The organism is Mesorhizobium sp. USDA 3734, assembly GCF_056279665.1.
This window is the reverse complement of record NZ_JBWCCW010000001.1, coordinates 1,841,312-1,857,609: the sequence shown is the minus strand read 5'-3', so window position 1 is coordinate 1,857,609 and position 16,298 is coordinate 1,841,312. Positions and strand designations below refer to the sequence as shown.

General features: G+C 64.0%; 14 protein-coding genes. 6 read left to right on the top strand and 8 right to left on the bottom strand.

Features of this window, described 5'->3' with window-relative positions; translation table 11 throughout:
- Positions 1 to 188 precede the first annotated feature (188 nt).
- The 3 genes from ACZ89F_RS08810 to ACZ89F_RS08800 are packed head-to-tail and all read left to right on the top strand — an operon-like array spanning position 189 to position 3,690.
- The gene (locus ACZ89F_RS08810; RefSeq protein WP_476091333.1) at positions 189 to 1,736 is read left to right on the top strand and encodes a sugar ABC transporter ATP-binding protein; all 1,548 of its coding nucleotides are present in this window, start codon (positions 189 to 191) and stop codon (positions 1,734 to 1,736) included.
- Positions 1,733 to 2,707, top strand: a complete 975-nt coding sequence (locus ACZ89F_RS08805) for an ABC transporter permease (RefSeq protein WP_476091332.1) — start codon at positions 1,733 to 1,735, stop codon at positions 2,705 to 2,707. The genes ACZ89F_RS08810 and ACZ89F_RS08805 overlap by 4 nt, the downstream gene beginning before the upstream one ends.
- Positions 2,704 to 3,690 carry an ABC transporter permease gene (locus ACZ89F_RS08800; protein ID WP_476091331.1) on the top strand — a complete coding sequence of 329 codons (987 nt, stop codon included), beginning with the start codon at positions 2,704 to 2,706 and terminating at the stop codon, positions 3,688 to 3,690. Before ACZ89F_RS08805 ends, ACZ89F_RS08800 begins: the two co-directional genes overlap by 4 nt.
- A gap of 107 nt (positions 3,691 to 3,797) precedes the next feature.
- Here the strand turns inward: ACZ89F_RS08800 and ACZ89F_RS08795 are convergent, their stop codons facing one another.
- From ACZ89F_RS08795 to ACZ89F_RS08780, 4 genes are all read right to left on the bottom strand, one after another.
- Complete coding sequence (locus tag ACZ89F_RS08795) at positions 3,798 to 5,249, bottom strand: argonaute/piwi family protein (protein WP_476091330.1); 1,452 nt, start codon at positions 5,247 to 5,249, stop codon at positions 3,798 to 3,800.
- Positions 5,249 to 7,066 (bottom strand): SIR2 family protein, encoded by a 1,818-nt coding sequence (locus ACZ89F_RS08790; protein ID WP_476091329.1) that lies wholly within the window; start codon positions 7,064 to 7,066, stop codon positions 5,249 to 5,251. The genes ACZ89F_RS08795 and ACZ89F_RS08790 overlap by 1 nt, the downstream gene beginning before the upstream one ends.
- 349 nt (positions 7,067 to 7,415) lie before the next feature.
- Entirely contained in the window at positions 7,416 to 8,246 is an 831-nt protein-coding gene (locus tag ACZ89F_RS08785; RefSeq protein WP_476091328.1) for a hypothetical protein, read from the bottom strand.
- A 270-nt stretch (positions 8,247 to 8,516) separates the two neighbouring features.
- Entirely contained in the window at positions 8,517 to 10,049 is a 1,533-nt protein-coding gene (locus ACZ89F_RS08780; RefSeq protein ID WP_476091327.1) for a bifunctional AfsR/SARP family transcriptional regulator/alpha/beta hydrolase, read from the bottom strand.
- Positions 10,050 to 10,248: 199 nt separating this feature from the next.
- Between ACZ89F_RS08780 and ACZ89F_RS08775 the strand changes: the two genes are divergently transcribed.
- Positions 10,249 to 10,884 carry a class I SAM-dependent methyltransferase gene (locus tag ACZ89F_RS08775; protein WP_476091326.1) on the top strand — a complete coding sequence of 212 codons (636 nt, stop codon included), beginning with the start codon at positions 10,249 to 10,251 and terminating at the stop codon, positions 10,882 to 10,884.
- Between the two features lie 135 nt (positions 10,885 to 11,019).
- Here the strand turns inward: ACZ89F_RS08775 and ACZ89F_RS08770 are convergent, their stop codons facing one another.
- Genes ACZ89F_RS08770 through ACZ89F_RS08755 form a run of 4 tightly spaced genes read right to left on the bottom strand, consistent with a single transcriptional unit; the run spans position 11,020 to position 14,861 of the window.
- Complete coding sequence (locus ACZ89F_RS08770) at positions 11,020 to 11,265, bottom strand: MoaD/ThiS family protein (protein ID WP_027035223.1); 246 nt, start codon at positions 11,263 to 11,265, stop codon at positions 11,020 to 11,022.
- Positions 11,253 to 13,523, bottom strand: a complete 2,271-nt coding sequence (locus ACZ89F_RS08765) for a xanthine dehydrogenase family protein molybdopterin-binding subunit (protein WP_476091325.1) — start codon at positions 13,521 to 13,523, stop codon at positions 11,253 to 11,255. Before ACZ89F_RS08765 ends, ACZ89F_RS08770 begins: the two co-directional genes overlap by 13 nt.
- Before the next feature lies 1 nt (position 13,524).
- On the bottom strand, positions 13,525 to 14,001 hold the full coding sequence (locus ACZ89F_RS08760) for a (2Fe-2S)-binding protein (RefSeq protein ID WP_183450387.1): 477 nt from the start codon (positions 13,999 to 14,001) through the stop codon (positions 13,525 to 13,527).
- Positions 14,001 to 14,861 (bottom strand): FAD binding domain-containing protein, encoded by an 861-nt coding sequence (locus ACZ89F_RS08755; RefSeq protein WP_476091324.1) that lies wholly within the window; start codon positions 14,859 to 14,861, stop codon positions 14,001 to 14,003. Before ACZ89F_RS08755 ends, ACZ89F_RS08760 begins: the two co-directional genes overlap by 1 nt.
- A gap of 241 nt (positions 14,862 to 15,102) precedes the next feature.
- Here ACZ89F_RS08755 and ACZ89F_RS08750 point away from each other — a divergent pair, with 241 nt between their 5' ends.
- On the top strand, positions 15,103 to 15,927 hold the full coding sequence (locus ACZ89F_RS08750) for an N-formylglutamate amidohydrolase (protein ID WP_476097250.1): 825 nt from the start codon (positions 15,103 to 15,105) through the stop codon (positions 15,925 to 15,927).
- 111 nt (positions 15,928 to 16,038) lie between these two features.
- Complete coding sequence (locus tag ACZ89F_RS08745) at positions 16,039 to 16,227, top strand: hypothetical protein (protein ID WP_476091323.1); 189 nt, start codon at positions 16,039 to 16,041, stop codon at positions 16,225 to 16,227.
- Positions 16,228 to 16,298 lie beyond the last annotated feature (71 nt).

Genomic DNA, 16,298 nt, shown 5'->3' with positions numbered 1-16,298 from the left:
TCACCGGATTGCCAACCGAATTGCGGAGGGCAATTCGGGGCAATCCGACCTCTCCCCGAGGGGAGAGGAGGGAGCCGGCACGAGCGCCAGCCTCTTCTCCCCCACGGGGAGAAGGTGGACGCGAAGCGGCCGGATGAGGGGGCCTCTCCACACGCGATAGCTGCCATCTGAACCGAGAACCACCCAATTTGACAACCAACCCCCTCCTCGACGCCACTGGCGTCGCCAAGAATTACGGCGCGGTTGCGGCCCTGCGCAACGCGTCGCTGTCCGTCCTGCCGGGCGAGGTTCACGCCTTGATGGGCGCCAATGGCGCCGGCAAGTCGACGCTGGTGAAGATCCTGACCGGGGCTATTTCTGCCAATGCCGGGCGCATCCTGATCCGTGGCGAGGCGCGCGACATACGCTCGCCCGCCGCCGCGCGCCGCGCCGGCCTGTTGCCCGTCTACCAGGAGCCGTCGCTGATCCCCGACCTCGACGTGCTGTCCAATCTGCGGCTGACCGGCACGCCGGTCGAGCCGTTCCGCGCCTGGGTACGCGAACTCGGCATTCCCGACCTCGATATCCGCGACACCGCGCGCGACATTCCGCTGGCGGTGCTGCGCGTGCTCGACCTGGCGCGCGCCCTGGCCGTCGAGCCCGACGTGCTGCTGCTCGACGAGATGACCGCCGCGCTGCCCGCCAATCTCGCCGAAAAGGTGCTGGAGGTGGTGCGCCGCCAGGGTGACAGCGGCCGCGCCGTGATCTTCATCTCGCACCGCTTCGTCGAGATCTCGGCGCTGTGCGACCGCGCCACCGTGCTGCGCGATGGCGAGACCGTTGGCGTCGTCGACATCGTGCCCGGCGTCGAGGAAAAGATCGTCGAGCTGATGCTCGGCACCCGCATCGTCAAGACCCATGTCGCCGCGCGCAGCGCCGCCCAGAAGGCAGAGCCCATCGCTGCCCGGCCCAGGCTTGCCATACGAAACCTGCGCGTCGGCACCAAGCTCAACGACGTCTCCTTCGATCTCGCCGATGGCGAGGTCGCCGGCGTCGTGGCGCTCGAAGGCCAGGGCCAGGACGAACTGTTTTCAGCCCTTGCCGGCTCGATCCGGCCGACCAGTGGCACCATCGAGGTCGACGGCAGCCCCGTGAAATTCTCGCACCCGATCGACGCCATCCGCGCCGGCATCGCCTATGTGCCGGGCGACCGCGCCGAGGCGCTCGCCATGCAGCGCTCGGTGCGCGAGAACATCGCCCTGCCCTTCAGTGCAGCGCTGCGCAACTGGGGGCCGATCAACATGCGCCGGGAGCGCGCCAAGGTGGTCAGCGCCATCGAGCGGCTGCAGATCGACACCCGCGCCCAAGGCGAGGTGCAGCGCCTGTCCGGCGGCAACCAGCAGAAGGTGACGATCGCCCGCTGGATCGCGGCGGACGCCCGCACCATCCTGTGCTTCGACCCGACGCGCGGCATCGATGTCGGCACCAAGCAGGAGATCTATAAATTGGTGCGCGAGCTCGCCGGCAACGGCAAGTCGGTGCTGTTCTACACCTCGGAACTCGAAGAGGTGCAGCGTGTCTGCGACCGCGTCATCGTCATCTTCGGCGGCCGCGTCGTCGATATCTTCCCCGTGGAGGAGGCCGACGAACCGGCGCTGATGCGCGCCGCCTACGGCCTGCCGCGCGGCGTCAAGGCCGATATCGGCATTCTGGCCGATCCCACGGCGCATGCTTCGGAGCCGGGGGCGACGCCATGAGCCACTTCCTGCGCCGCCAGGGCTGGGTATCAGGCCTGTTCGCCCTCTTCGTTGCCCTGTTCATCATCACGAAACTGATCCAGCCGGCCTATGGCAGCGGCGATTTCGGCTCGCTCGCACGCGCCGTTTTGCCGTACGCTTTCGCCGTCGCCGCGCAGACAGTGGTGGTCATCGCCGGCGGCATCGACCTGTCGGTCGCCGCCATGATGGCGCTGACCAGCGTCACCGCCGCTTCGATGATGGCCGGCGCCTCGGAAGAATACGCGCTGTTCGTGGTGCCCTTCGTGCTCGCCATGGGTTTCGTGCTCGGCGCCGTCAACGGCATGCTGATCGTCGTCACCCGCGTGCCCGACATCGTCGTCACGCTGGCCACTTTGTTCGTGCTGCAGGGTGCGGCCCTGCTGGTGCTCGACGCACCGGGCGGTGCGGCCGCCGAATGGCTGAAGGGTCTGATCTCGGGCACCGTGCCGATACCGGGCCTGCCCGACAGCATTGACGCCTGGCTGCCCAAGGCGCTGCTGGTGCTGATCGTCTGCCTCTGCATCATCTGGATACCGCTCAGGCGCTCGCGCCTCGGCCTCTCCATCTACGCCATCGGCTCGAGCGAGCTGGCGGCGTTCCGCTCAGGCGTGCCGGTCAAGCGCACCCGCATCATCGCCTATGCGCTGTCGGGCCTGTTCGCCGCCATGGGCGGGCTGGCGCTGACCATGAGCACCGGCATCGGCGCGCCCATTCCCGGCCCCTATCTGCTGGCCAGCGTCGCGGCGGTGGTGCTCGGCGGCGTGGCGCTCGGCGGCGGCAAGGGCGGCCTGCTCGGTCCCATCGTCGCCGTCTTCGTGCTGCGGCTGGTGCGCACCGACCTGACGCTGCTCGCCATCGACCCCAACGTCACCGCCATCATCGAAGGCGCCATCATGGTCGCCGTGGTGATGTTCGGCGCCTTCATCACCATGCGGAGCCGGCAACAATGAGCAATGCCGCAACCATCCCCCAACCCGTCCCCTTCGGCCGCCGCGTCAAACGCTTCATGGCCGACCGGCCGCTGATCCCGCTGATCATCCTGCTCGTCATCCTGGTGGTGATCCTGCAGATCCTGCGACCCGGCATCGTCAACGAGCGCTGGATCGCCAACACCATCAAATTCGCCATTCCCTTGGCGATCCTCGCCGGCTGCCAGACCATGACCATGCTGACCGGCGGCATCGACCTCTCGGTCGGCACGGTGGCGACGATGAGCGCCTTCATCATGGCGACGCAGGTCGTCAACCAGGACCCGGCGGTGGCCTTCCTGCTGGCGATGATGCCGGCGGTGCTGATCGGCCTCGTCAACGGCATCGGCGTCGGCGTCTTTCGCGTCCACCCGCTGATCATGACGCTGGGCACCAGCCTGATCGGCACCGGCTGCCTGCAGGTCTACCAGCGCACGGTGATTGCCTCGGGTGCGAAAATCCCCGACTTCCTCGCCTGGCTCGGCACCGGCCTGACCTGGGGCATCCCCAACGCGCTGCTGCTGTTCGTGCCGCTGGCGGCGCTGATCGTCTTCACGCTCGCCCGCACCGGCTTCGGCCGCCTGCTCTACGCCGTCGGCGACAATGAACGCGCGACGCGCCTGTCCGGCGTGCAATACTGGCAGGTCATCACCGCGCTCTACGTCATCTCAAGCGTGCTCGCCGGCATCACCGGCCTGCTCTATATCGGCCTGATCAAGGCCCCTTCGCTGTCGCTCGCCGAACCGCTGGTGCTGCCCTCGGTGGCCGCCGCCGTCATCGGCGGCACCTCCATCTTCGGCGGCCGCGGCGGCTACACCGGCACCATCATCGGCGCCCTGATCCTGACGGTGCTGACGACGCTGCTGACGATCCTGCAGATGCCGGAGGGGGCAAGGCGGATCCTGTTTGGGTTGATCGTGCTGTTTGTGACGGCGGCTTATTTGAGGATTGTGGAGGAGCGGTAGGGGGTGAGCTGACTGGCCACAGCGGGGCCGCCAGCGGAATGTCCTCGCACGACGGCAACGGGCCGATCTTATCAGGCGAATTTGGCGGCAGTGGGGGCGAAAGAAACTCACATGAATAGGCGATAGGGATAGGCGTTTCGCGGCAGGTCCGGAACATTCGCGATCGTGCGCGCTAGTTTCTGTGAGTAACGGATGCTAACCGGCACCGGATCGTAGAGCGCGTCGTTGTTCCAATCCATCTTGGTCAACGCCAGCGCTTCGTGGGCAATCAGTTCGAGCGGGCCCCTGCCGGCATGTCGGATCAACTGCAATGGTCGTGGAATGCTCTTCTTGCCTTGATAATAGTCACCCTTGGTCGAGACCTCGGGCGCATTGCCCGCGACCCAGACCAGCGCAGAATTACCGGACCGTACCACCATCGTTCCCCGCGGCACCGGATAGCCTGACGGCTTGGTAGGGGGCCTTGGCACGCCCGACTCGATCAACCAGACGCCGCGCCAGCACGACGCCGAACTGACCTCGACGCACTCGATTTCTGGGACGCCAGCTAGCGCATCGAAGGCCCCTTCAATCTCCCCGTCCTTAAAGGCAGTGGTCTTGTGGATGACCATTCGCTTAGGCAAGTTACCGCCATTGCGTCCCTGGTAGAGCTCTAGGCTGCGTGCAAGAACGGCGCGCATGTCGTCGCGGCTCAGGAACGGATTTCTGCGCGCCTCGGCAACGTCAGCGACGGGGTCCTGGGCTTCGAATGCCACGAACTGCATGCCGCCTCCGTCCATGTCGAACACCTGCGAACAGCAAGTCACATAATGCGCATCCCGCTGGTCGCCGCGCAGCGCATAGGCCAGCCCGATATAGGCAGTATCGGCCGGCACGCCATTCAGAGGTGCCAGCTTCCACGGCGTGCCAGCGGCCTTTACGTAGAGGGCGGTCGCCAGCCGCCATGCGAGCGACGCTTTGTGGGTGAAGGTGAAGGCCCGATCGTTCAGCACCTGGGTCGGGATATTGAATCTGGCGCCCAGCGCCTTGAGTGCATCATGCGCGTCGAAGAGTTTGCTGCGGGTGGCCGAGTTCCAACTATCGGGGAAGTGGACCAAAACGACATCGAACGCGTTGCGGACCATGTCGAGCCGCCGGAGTGCCGCCTCCATCGCGAGGTAGAGCCGGGTTTGTGGATTGCCCTCGCCGGGCAGCTCGTGCAGATGCTCTGGCCATTTGATATGGGCGTCGCGTGGAGCTGACTCTAGTGCGACATGGAAGAGCCGTTCGAAGCCCGGATATTGCGGGACATATTCGGACCTGTCAGTCGGGCGATGCACGTTGCGCAGCAACAGCATCAACTCGCCGCGCCGCTTAAAGGCGCTCTCCGGACCCACGGTCGCGACCCTTATTCGGGAGGTGAAGCTACCGAACGACCCCTTCGAATAAGGCCCAAAATTCGCAAGCCCCCGGAGCGGATGAACGTCAACCTGGGTAGCATCCGAAGACGAGAAGGACAGGCCGGGCTCGTCCAGCAGCGTAAACGGCGGAAGTTTTGTCAACGAGGCAGGAGCGTTCATTACGTGGTCCTGTCGAAATAGACGTGGTGATGGCCTGGCCGGCTCCAGCCGGTGACCGGGGACATCTGGAACACGGCATCGATCCCGGCGCCGTCCTCCAGCCCGAACGCCCGCTTCGTCCCGCCCCTGGCGTTAGTGAGAAGCTGGGCCCAGGCGGCGATGATGTTCGCCCAGTTCCTGTTGTAGCGCTGCGCCCAGCGTTCCCGGCGCCAGTCGCCTGCCAGATCGCCGCCGCGGTCAGGACGCGCATCCATCGGATCCACATTGGGGGATCCCTCAAGCTCCGAATCCCCGCCCTGGGGCCCCTCGGGCCGTGGGATATGAACGAAGGTGTAGGCTTCGAAGCCGCACCACCAGCGCCCGTCGACCATGTCCAACTTCAGGAACACGCCTTCCTGGAATGGAAATCCGAGACCTGGAACAGTGCCGGTCAGATCACTCTTGTAGGCACTCCGAAGGTTGGACAGCACTTGTGTGCGCCATCGGGCTCGTTCCGGATCGTCGCCTTCACGGGGTGGGGCAATAACGAGTGAATGTCCAGCACGCTTGTAGCGCGGAATGAGTGGCAGGCCTCCTGCAAGCCCCCTGACCAGCGCGTCGTAAAGGAGGCCCATCGCCCAGCTGTCGGCGAACGGATCCAGTTCGACCTCGCCATCGAGCGTCGCGCCCAGTGGTGCAAGCGCATCGAGGATATCCCGATCCCTGCCGAAGACAGCCAGTTCCCGGCCCTGCGCTGCGACCGTCGCCCGAACACCCTTCTCCTTCAGCAACTCCCGGACAGCGGGAGAAGTCGTGGATTTCGCCAATCTCATGCGCCGCGCCGTACGCGGCATCCGTTCGACCAGAAGCGCGGAATAGCGCAGGACGGGAAACGCTCTAGCTTCGGCGGTCGGCAGTTGCACCGACACCAGGCGTGGTGTCGGGCGCCCCTCCATCAACCGATCGAAGAGCGGTCGGGGCAGATCGGTTGTCTTGATGATGTTGGCAACAAGTTCATCGAAGGTCGCGCACTCGACAACAGCTACGTCCACGCCTGCCGTCTTGGCCCGACTCAGGAATTCCGTGACCGCGGGTAATAGGCGAGAGGCTGACGACGTGAGCCAATACAGCCCATTGGGAAATGGCGACGGCGCGTCGAGAACCGTGGTCAGGGCCTCGATTATCGAGGCGTCGCGTCCGCTATAGCCGACGAAGACCATTCCGAACCGCTTGCCGGCTTCGACCAGCACATGCCGCATCCGGGCGTCCTGCTCTTCCAGTTCCGATCCCGTATTCTTGATCGCGATCGACTGATAATCGCCGTGGAGCTTCGCGACCAATGGCCAGTCCGACTCATTGAGGCACCGCATTGCACGGTCGGCGGAATCGATCGCCGCCACGGTCGGCCGGTTCTGGTCGTCTACCGGGAGGATAGCATTTGCCGAATGCGTCGACTCTTCGATCAGCGGATCGAAATTCGTCGTGAAGACGCAGTCCACCTTGCCGGCCGCTATCAAGCTCCCAAGCACTTTGTGCCCGAAGCAGGGCGTGCCCTTGGAGATCGCGTCGTCGATATATTGTCGGCGATGCCGGGGCTGCGGATACATTGCTTCGAATGCCTTGGCATATTCCGTCGGATCGCCGTCAGGCGGCAGCAGCGATGTTTGCCGGAAGAAGGCATCGATCCTCTCGATCCAGATTGGATCCGCCGTGTCAATCTCCCGCTTAGATAGATTGGTCTCGCGGCAGAATATCTGCGTCTTGAAATCTCGGATCATAGCATAGCCGGTCGGAATGCCGGAGGCTGCCGATGCGCCGGCACCGAGGAACCATGCCACCAGATTTGGCCTGAGATCGAAGGCGGTCGCGAACTGAGCGGCGGATATTGTCGGGATAGGATTGATGATGTTGTTCCTTCAATCGAAATCGAAAGACGATAATATTTTGAGGACGGTGGATTTCTGTAAAGTCATTCCATCCAATTTACACAGTGACGTTCCAGGCTCAGACTCCGTGCGAATTAGCTGTCTCGTCAGCACCTGCGTCGAATGCTCGGCAAGTCACACATAATTCGGACCAACTCAGCGCTAACCGAAGAGAAGACCTATGGTGTTACGGCAATTGCTTCATTGCAAAAAGTGTGAGCGAAATCCATCACGCTGACGACAGGGCTATCGCCGTTTTCATTCAGAACTCATACGCAGGATTTAGGAATCGTTGACGCAACGTGCCTTCATTCTCTGTTCGGTCTTCAAGGCTTAGGCCCCAGGATTGACGAGTCAATCCAAAATCTTCCGGTTCTTTGATCCATTCGAATCTGACGTCGCTTTCGGTAAAAATGTATCCGAGCCTATTGGCTTCTGAGTTTCGAAACCAAGGTGAAAGCTTTTCCGGCAAAAGCCGGCACATTGATGATGCGACTATCATATTACCGATCAAGTCGTGAGTGCTGACTTCCTGATTGGTCACCATATCAGCAACATCAACCAGCTCTTCGAATGCATATCGGAGGTTTGCATCCCTCTCTTCGGCTGCCTCCTTATCCGTAAGGTAAAGTTCAACTACTTGAAAACGGCTCAGCGTATCCTGCGAAAGGTCCAGAAATTCCTTTCCGTCTTTCAAAACTTGTTGCGCGCTCGGGTTTGGATATTTGGAAACCTCCACAAACGTAATCTTAAATTTCTCTCCGTTAACCGGCTTTTGCGGTTCCCGCATGTTAAAGTCGGCCTTGTAGTAAAAGCTAGTGCTACCAAAAAAATCGGAACGTAGCTTCGTGATCGATTGGCAAGTCTTACGAAGTGACATCAGAAGATTTGCCATTTCCGTATTGCGATTTGACAATTTGAGTGTACGTTCCGCGATTTCGGATTGGCGAGTCGTGAGATAGATATTATAAATGCTTACAAAAGAGACAACCACGGCAGAAAAAGCACTAATTATTCCCGTATAGGGATTTAGCCAGCCTAAATGCGATTTATCGTTCTTCCGTCGCTGCCGTGCAATTTTTCCTAGCAACAATCTGCGAATCCCCCAGGTCCCAACCTATAAGAGAATGCCGCATTCCTCTGTTAAATCCAACCTGACGACAATTGCTTACGTTTTCCGTCTCTCGAAGCCTCGGGGCGTGCGGAAGTTGAAGCTCGACGAGTCAGGCTCTGCCTTCGCCGGATGAAGCTAGCCTCAACCAGTATTACGATGACAGTGCATTTTTTGCCCTGTGGCTTTTTCCTTGTGTTGCATGCCAATGATGCCAACCGCCACGAAGGTGACCACCAGCACGCCCACGCCTCACCCACCCCTCACCATCCCCCCAATCGCCTCGAGCAGCACCCCCTGCTCCCCCACCCAGAACCAATGATCCTCCCCCTCGACCTCCACAAACCGCGCGCCCGCAATCCTTCCCGCCAGATAGCGCCCGGCCTCGACGCGCACGGCGCGGTCGCCGGTGCGGTGCAGGACCAGCGTCTTGGCCGAGACCTTTGACAGCAGCGGCCGCACGTCGGCGTCGCGCAGTGCCTGCAGCAGGCCGGCGACGGCGCCGGGGCTGGAGGCGGCCCTGAGCAGGCCGGCCCACCAGGCGCGTGCCTGGCGGTCGGCGGCGACGCTCGGCGCGAAGGTTTCGATTTCGGCCGGGCCGCCCCAGCCGGCGAGCAGGCGTTGCTGCCACAGATCGTATTGTGCCGATGTGAGCGCGAAGGGGTAGTCGGGCGCGTGGCTGCCCTTGGCGAGCGAGCCCCAGAGAACCAGGCCGGTCAGGCGGTCGGGGTGGTCGACGGCAAAGCGGATGCAGCCCGGGCCGCCCTCCGAGGCGCCGACGAGCAAGGCTTTGCGGCTGCCGGCCGCATCCATCACCGCCACTATGTCGCGCGCGGTGGCCTCGACGGTCGGGCGGGCGCCGACGCGGTCGGACAGGCCCATGCCGCGCCGGTCGAACAAGATCAGGCGGCCGAGCCGCGACACGGCATTGAGCCAGGCGCGGCAGCTCCTGTCTTCCCAGATGCGCTCGACATGCGAGATGAAGCCGGGCACCAGCACGATATCGGCCGGGCCGCTGCCGACGGTCTGGTAGGCGATATGGATGCCGTCCACCTCGACATAGCGGGTCCTCGGCACCTCGGCATCGCTCGCGCGCAACAGAGCGAGCGTGGCGGGGTCCGGCGCCACGCCGAGTTCGTCGCGCAGGAGCCGCGCGGAGGTTTCGCCCTGGCGCTCGGCCGCCGCCCTGTCGCCGGCCGCCAGATGGGCGCGGATCAGATGGCGGTGCGCGCTTTCGCTCAGCGGGTCGAGGGCGGCGAGGCGCGTCGCGTGGACTACAGCGTCGCGCGGTTCGCCTCCGGCGATCTTGGCTTCGACCAGCCGCTCCAGCGCCTGCACGAGCCGGCTGCGCAAGGCCTCGCGGCGGAAGAACACCCATTCCTCGAATTCGGGACAATCCGGCACAGAGAAGCCGGCGAGATAGTCGCTGGTGTAGAGGCCGGCGGCATCGTCGAGAAGACCGGCGTCGCAGGCCTGCTCGAAGGCGCTTGCATCGGCCTCGACGGACAGCGGCGCGCGCACCACCAGGGATGCCGCACTGGCCGATATGACCTCCTCGCCGAACGCGATGCGGATCTTGTACAGCGTGCGGCGCAGGCGGGCACGGGCGGCTTCCGCGTCGGCTTCGGGCCACAGCAGCGTGGCGGCGACCTCGCGCGCCACCGGTCCGCCGGCCTCGGCGAGGTAGATGACGAGCGCCGCCGCCTTGCGCAGGGCGAGCGCTATCGGCCGCCCGTTCAGCCGGAACTCCGGAAAACCCAGAAGTCTGAGTTGTATCAGATCCATCGATCCGCACGCGGCTAGGCAAGGGTTTCGAGAGGACGTTGAGGGGACGCCGGCCGTCTATCCATCCCCCCGGTTTCGAGCCGATCCGGCCCGATCAACTCCCTTGGAGCGAGAAATGTCACCGGTCAATACATCAAGCCATCGCACAGCAGAACCGCTTGCCCTCGGCGCCCCTGACGCCGGGCATGGAGGCTGAGCCATGTGCCAGACCTGCCTCTCCTGGTATGCGCGCTGCGTCGCCCCCTATTTCGTCCATGCCGGCTGTTCGGCCGGTGCCTTTTCGCGGATGCGCGGGCGCGTCATCCCGAGGGCCGAAGGTGTCGTCGTAGAGGTCGGCTTCGGCTCGGGCCTCAACCTTCCCTATTATGACGCCGCCAGGGTGGAGCGGCTGGTCGGCGTCGATCCCGACGGCACCATGCTCGGCCTCGCCGCACCGAAGAGCCGCGCCTCGCCCTTCCCTGTCGAATGCATCCGGGCCAGCGGTGAAAGCCTGCCCTTGGCCGATAGCTTCGCCAACACGGTGGTCGTCACCTATGCCTTCTGCACCATTCCCGACCCTCAAGCCGCGCTGAGCGAAATCCGGCGCATCCTGAAGCCGACGGGCCGGCTGATCTTCATCGAGCATGGCCAGGCCGAAGGGCCGCGTTGCCGGAGGTGGCAGGAGCGCCTGAACCGGCTGTGGGGATCGATCGCCGGCGGCTGCCAGCTCAACCGCGATCCGCTGAGCCTGATCGGCGGGGCGGGCTTTCGCCTGCTCGAAGTCCAGCACGGCCGGTTTCCCCTGCCCTTCTGGCAATTGGGCAGCCACCATGCCGGCATCGCGGCGGCTGGCTGACCGGTCTTTGCCGGCCACTCTCACCGGAAACCGACGAGCGACCTCAGCATCGCCGCGGGGCCAACCGCCTCGCGGCACGCCTGCCGAGACCCGGCCTGTCCCGTCGCATCGAGCACATCGTCGTCAATGGCTCGCCTATCCCCCCGCCAGCCTCGGCAGTAGAAAAATCTCCGCCCCCTCCGGCAGCTTCTTCGACCAGGTGTCCCGATAGATCGTCCCGTCGATGGCAACCGCGATGCCTTTGTCGATCCAGGGCTCGAGGCCGGGATACTGTTCAGCCAGCTTCCTGAACAGCTCCCTTATGTCCTTGGCCTCGATCTCGACCTTGCTGTTGCCTCCGGCGGTCGCGGCGAGCGAGCCCCAGAGCGTTACTTCGACCATTCCCGTTCCGCCTCGATCGCCGCCAGGATGCGCGGCGGCGACATCGGGATATGCGTCATCCGCACGCCCGCGGCGTTCGACACCGCATTGGCGATCGCCGCCAGCGGCGGCACGATCGACGTCTCGCCGACACCGCGCACGCCGTAAGGATGGTTGGGGTTGGGGATCTCGAGGATCTGCGTGTCGATCATCGGCAGGTCCGAGCAGACCGGGATGCGGTAGTCGAGAAAGCCCGCGTTCTGCAGCCGCCCGTCCTTGCCGTAGATATACTCCTCGTTGAGCGCCCAGCCGATGCCTTGCGCGGCCCCCCCCTGGTACTGTCCCTCGACATAGGTCGGGTGCACCGCCTTGCCGGCATCCTGCACGACCGTGTAGCGGATGACCCTGGTGGCGCCGGTCTCGGGATCGACCTCGATATCGCAGATATGGGTGGCGAAGGAGACGCCGGCGCCATCGGCGACGAGCTCGCTGTGGCCGGCGATCGGCCCGCCGGTCTTGCCCGACTCGACCGCGATCTCCTTCAGCGACAGCTTGCCGAGATTGCCGTGCTTCTCGCCCTTGGCGATCGCGTGGCCCTTTTCCCAGACCACGTCGTCGACGGCAATGTCCCACATCTGCGCGGCGCGCTCGCGCAGGATCTTGATCGCGTTGCGGGCGGCCGAGATCGTCGCCATCGAGGAGGAGAAGGTGCCGCGGCTGCCGTCCGTCATGTCGTTGTAGCCGAGGCTGGACGTATCGGCGACGATCGCCTTGACCTGGGCGTAGTCGATACCGAGTTCTTCCGCCGCCACCAGCGACAGCGAGGCGCGCGAACCACCGACGTCGACCGTGCCGACGGCAAGCGAGACCGAGCCGTCCATGCCGATGTTGAGGTCGGTGCAGGTCTGGCCGCCGAAGTTGAACCAGAAGCCGCAAGCCATGCCGCGGCCCTGGTTCGGGCCGAGCGGCGCCTTCATATGCGGATGGCTCTTCACCGCCTCGAGCGTCGGGCCGATTCCGATCGGGCCGTAGACCGGGCCGTAGGAGGACCTTGTGCCTTCCTGCGCGGCGTTCTTGATGCGGAAGTCGACCGGATCCATGCCGATCTTCTTGGCCAGCTCGTCGACAGCACTTTCCACCGCGAACGCCGCCATCGGCGCGGAGGGCGCGCGGTAGGCCGCCGTCTTCGGCCGGTTGACCAGCACTTCGTAGCCGACCGTCTTGACGTTATCGAGCTTGTAGCAGGCGAAAGCCGTCATGGCGCCGATCTCGGCCCAGGAGCCGGCATACGGGCCGCAGCTGTAGCGCAGCGTCGCTTCGGCGGCGGTGATCGTGCCGTCCTTGCGGGCGCCGATCTTGACGTCGATCGAGGTGGCGCTGGTCGGGCCCGAGGCGCGGAACACCTCATCGCGGGTCATCACCAGCTTCACCGGCCGTCCAGCCTTGCGCGACAGCGCCAGCGCCACCGGCTCGGCCCAGACATGGGTCTTGCCGCCAAAACCGCCGCCGATCTCCGACGAGGTGACGCGCAGTTTCGAGGCTTCCATGCCAAGCAGTTGGGCGCAGTGCTGGCGGTAGACGAAATGCCCTTGCGTGCATACCCAGAGGTCGGCGGTGCCGTCGGAGCTGAAATTCGCCACGCAGGCATGCGGCTCGATATAGCCCTGGTGCGTCTGCTCGGTCTTGAAGGAGCGCTCGACGATGAAGTCGGCGTGCCCGAAACCCTGATGGACATCACCATGGCCAAACTGGCTGCGCTTGGTGACGTTGGAGGGTTTTACCGGCTTTTCCTCAAGACCCTCGGTGAAGATGGCATCATTGATCAAGGGCGCCGAATGCTTCGCCGCCTCGTCGACATCGGTGACATGCGGCAGCAGTTCGTACTCGACCTCGATGAGCTTCAGCGCCTGCCTGGCCGTGCGGGCGTCGACCGCCGCCACCGCGGCCACCGCGTGGCCGTCATAGAGCGCCTTCGTGCGCGCCATGCAGTTGTCGAGGACGTCGTACATGGCGGCATCGCCATTGGTGAGGTCCGGCAGGTCGGCCGCGGTGATCACCGCCTTGACGCCGGCGAGCTTTTCCGCCTTCGACGTGTCGATCTTGACGATCCTGGCATGGGCATGCGGGCTGCGCAAAATGCGCCCGACCAGCTGGCCGGCCATGTTGAAGTCCGCGCCGTAGCGGGCGCGGCCCGTCACCTTGTCGATGCCGTCGGGACGGATCGGGCGAGTGCCGACGGATGTGAATTTACGTCCGGAAAAACGTGGATCGAAATTCATCTCAGGCTCCCTTCATCACGATGGCCGCGTCCTGGACGGCGCGCACGATCTTGTCGTAGCCGGTGCAGCGGCAGAGGTTCCCGGCAAGGCCGAAGCGGATTTCTTCCTCGGTCGGGTCGGGGTTCTTGGCCAAAAGGTCCTTGGCCGCGATCAGGAAGCCAGGCGTGCAGATGCCGCATTGCAGCGCGGCATGCTCGAGGAACTTCTGCTGCAGCGGATGCAGCCTGTCGCCATGCGCCATGCCTTCGATGGTCTCGACGCGCCGCCCTTCGGTCTCCGCGCCGAGCACCAGGCACGAGCACACCAGCCGGTCGTCGAGGATGACGCTGCAGGCGCCGCAGTCGCCGGTGCCGCAGCCTTCCTTGGCGCCCGTAAGTCCCAGCCGATCGCGCAGGACATCGAGCAGCGTCTCGTCAGGCTGGCACAGGAACTCGACAGTGTCGCCGTTGATCGTGGTTGAAACTGCTACACCAGCCATCATTTGCCTCCTGCACGTGCATAGGCGGTCGTGGCGGCCCGTTTGGCCAGCACGCCCGCAACTTTTCTTCTGAACTCGACGGTGCCGCGCTTGTCGTCGATGGGACGACAGGCCCCCGCGCAGACCTTGGCGAGCCGCTCCAGCGTCGCTTCGTCCAGCCTGGAGCCGATGAGCACCTGCGCGGCCTCTTCGACCAGAAGCACCGTCGCCGCCACCGCGCCCAGCGCAACGCGGGCCGATTTGACGACACCGTGCTCATCGAGCGTCAGGTTCACGCCGGCGCTGACCACCGCGATATCCATCTCCGTGCGGGGAATGAACCGCAGATACGCATCACCCGACCGCGGCGCGCGCTTGTCGAGCAGGATCGCCTCGATGATCTCGCCTTTGGCCAGCGACGTCTTGCCCGGCCCGGTCGGCACGCTCTGCACGGGAATCGTGCGCCTGCCCCCCGGTCCGACGACCACTGCCCTGGCGCCGGCGGCAACCAGCGCCGGCACGCTGTCGGCGGCCGGCGAAGCGTTGCAGAGATTGCCTGTTATGGTGCAGCGTCCCTGCACCTGCTTCGAGCCGATCAGCTTGGCCGCCTCGACGACGCCAGGCCATGCCTTCTTCAAGGCAGCGCTCTCTCCCAGGACGGCGCAGGGAACAGCGGCGCCGATGCTGAAGCCTTCAGCCGTTTCCCTGATCTCGCTCAAGCCGTCGATCGCCTTGATGTCGACGATCAGGTCGGGCTCGATGAAGCCGCCTTTCATCCTCACCAGGAGGTCGCTGCCTCCCGCGAGGATTGCTGATGTACCGGACGAGCCGGCCAACTGGCCAACGGCATCTTCCATTGAAAGCGGACGTATGTAGCGCATCGTCTCTCCCCTTGATCATCGCGATTTCAGCGACCGTTATAAACAGTCTCCTCATAATGACCATCCGGTTCCGCATCGCGGCATTGAGCCAGGCGCCCAACCTGAATTGGCGTACGCCGTGCAAACCGGAAGTCATTGAGAAAGCCCAGCTTGGAGCAAATTCCCGGTTTCCTCAAGGGTGTAAAACGTTAGGCTTGCGTGCCGAACCGGAACCGTCCGCCCTCTCCGCGCATTTCAGTCGATCGTGAACAAGCCCATTTTCAACACCACTTCCAACGGGTCAGCGGCAGGCTGGACAATCAAGCGCGGTCAATCGCCCGTCATTGGCACGGCGATCCACAGCGGCTGCGATGTCGGGCCCGTTTGCCAATCGCTCCTGGCCATCTCCAACGCCGACCGGCTGCGGGAGGAGGACCCCTTTACCGAACAGTTTATCGCCGATTTCCCGACCCAGCTCATCGTTCATCGATCGCGCTTTCAAGTCGATCTGAACCGGGCGCGCGAGGCTGCGATCTACCTGTCGCCGGAGCAATCCTGGGGCCTGAATGTGTGGCGAGAGCCACCGGCCCAGGAGATCGTGAACGAGTCCCTCGCGTTTCACGACGCGTTCTATGCCGAGCTCAAGCGTGTCCTCGTCGATGTCGAAAAACGCTACGGCAGGTTCGTCCTTGTCGACGTCCACAGCTACAACCACCGGCGCGAAGGGCCGCAAGGCGCGCCCGCGTCACAAGATGGCGCGCCCGATATCAATATCGGCACATTCTCGATGGACCGCGAGCGCTGGGCGCCGGTCGTCGACGCTTTCATTGAAGCGCTTCGCGGCCAGCGTCTCAACGGCGAGCCGATCGACGTGCGCGAGAACGTATCCTTCCAGGGCAAGGGCGAACAGACCCGCTTCGTCCATGCCAATTTCCCAGAAACCGGATGTGCCATCGCGGTCGAGTTCAAGAAGATCTTCATGGACGAATGGAGCGGCGCACCCGATTGGGGCACAATCGAGCGGCTGCGCGCCATACTGGCATCGACCGTGCCCGTCCTGGTTGAGGCGCTGCGGGCCCTGCGATGAAGCCGAAGCTCGTCGAGCCCGCGTCTCCACTGGCGCTGATCGAAGCGGATCTGGACGCGCTTTTCCGGGACGGCAAGCCGATCCGCCCGCGAATTCGGCAACCGTTTGCACATGGATCGGCCCCTGCCCTTTCTGTGTGTGCACGTCGGGTCGCATCAGGATGCGGCATTCCATGCCGTCTCCGCCAACGCGTCCTATCTGATCGCAGCCGACATCGACCTCGCCGGCGAGGTCGCGCGGCTGGTGGCGCTAAGATCCACGATCACTGCGGCGCATTCCTCATGCTGGACATCGGAATGAATCGGGGTTCTGAAAGCTCGCCGCTCTCGCGGATTCTGCCAACTATATTAGTTGTTTTTGAATTATATTGG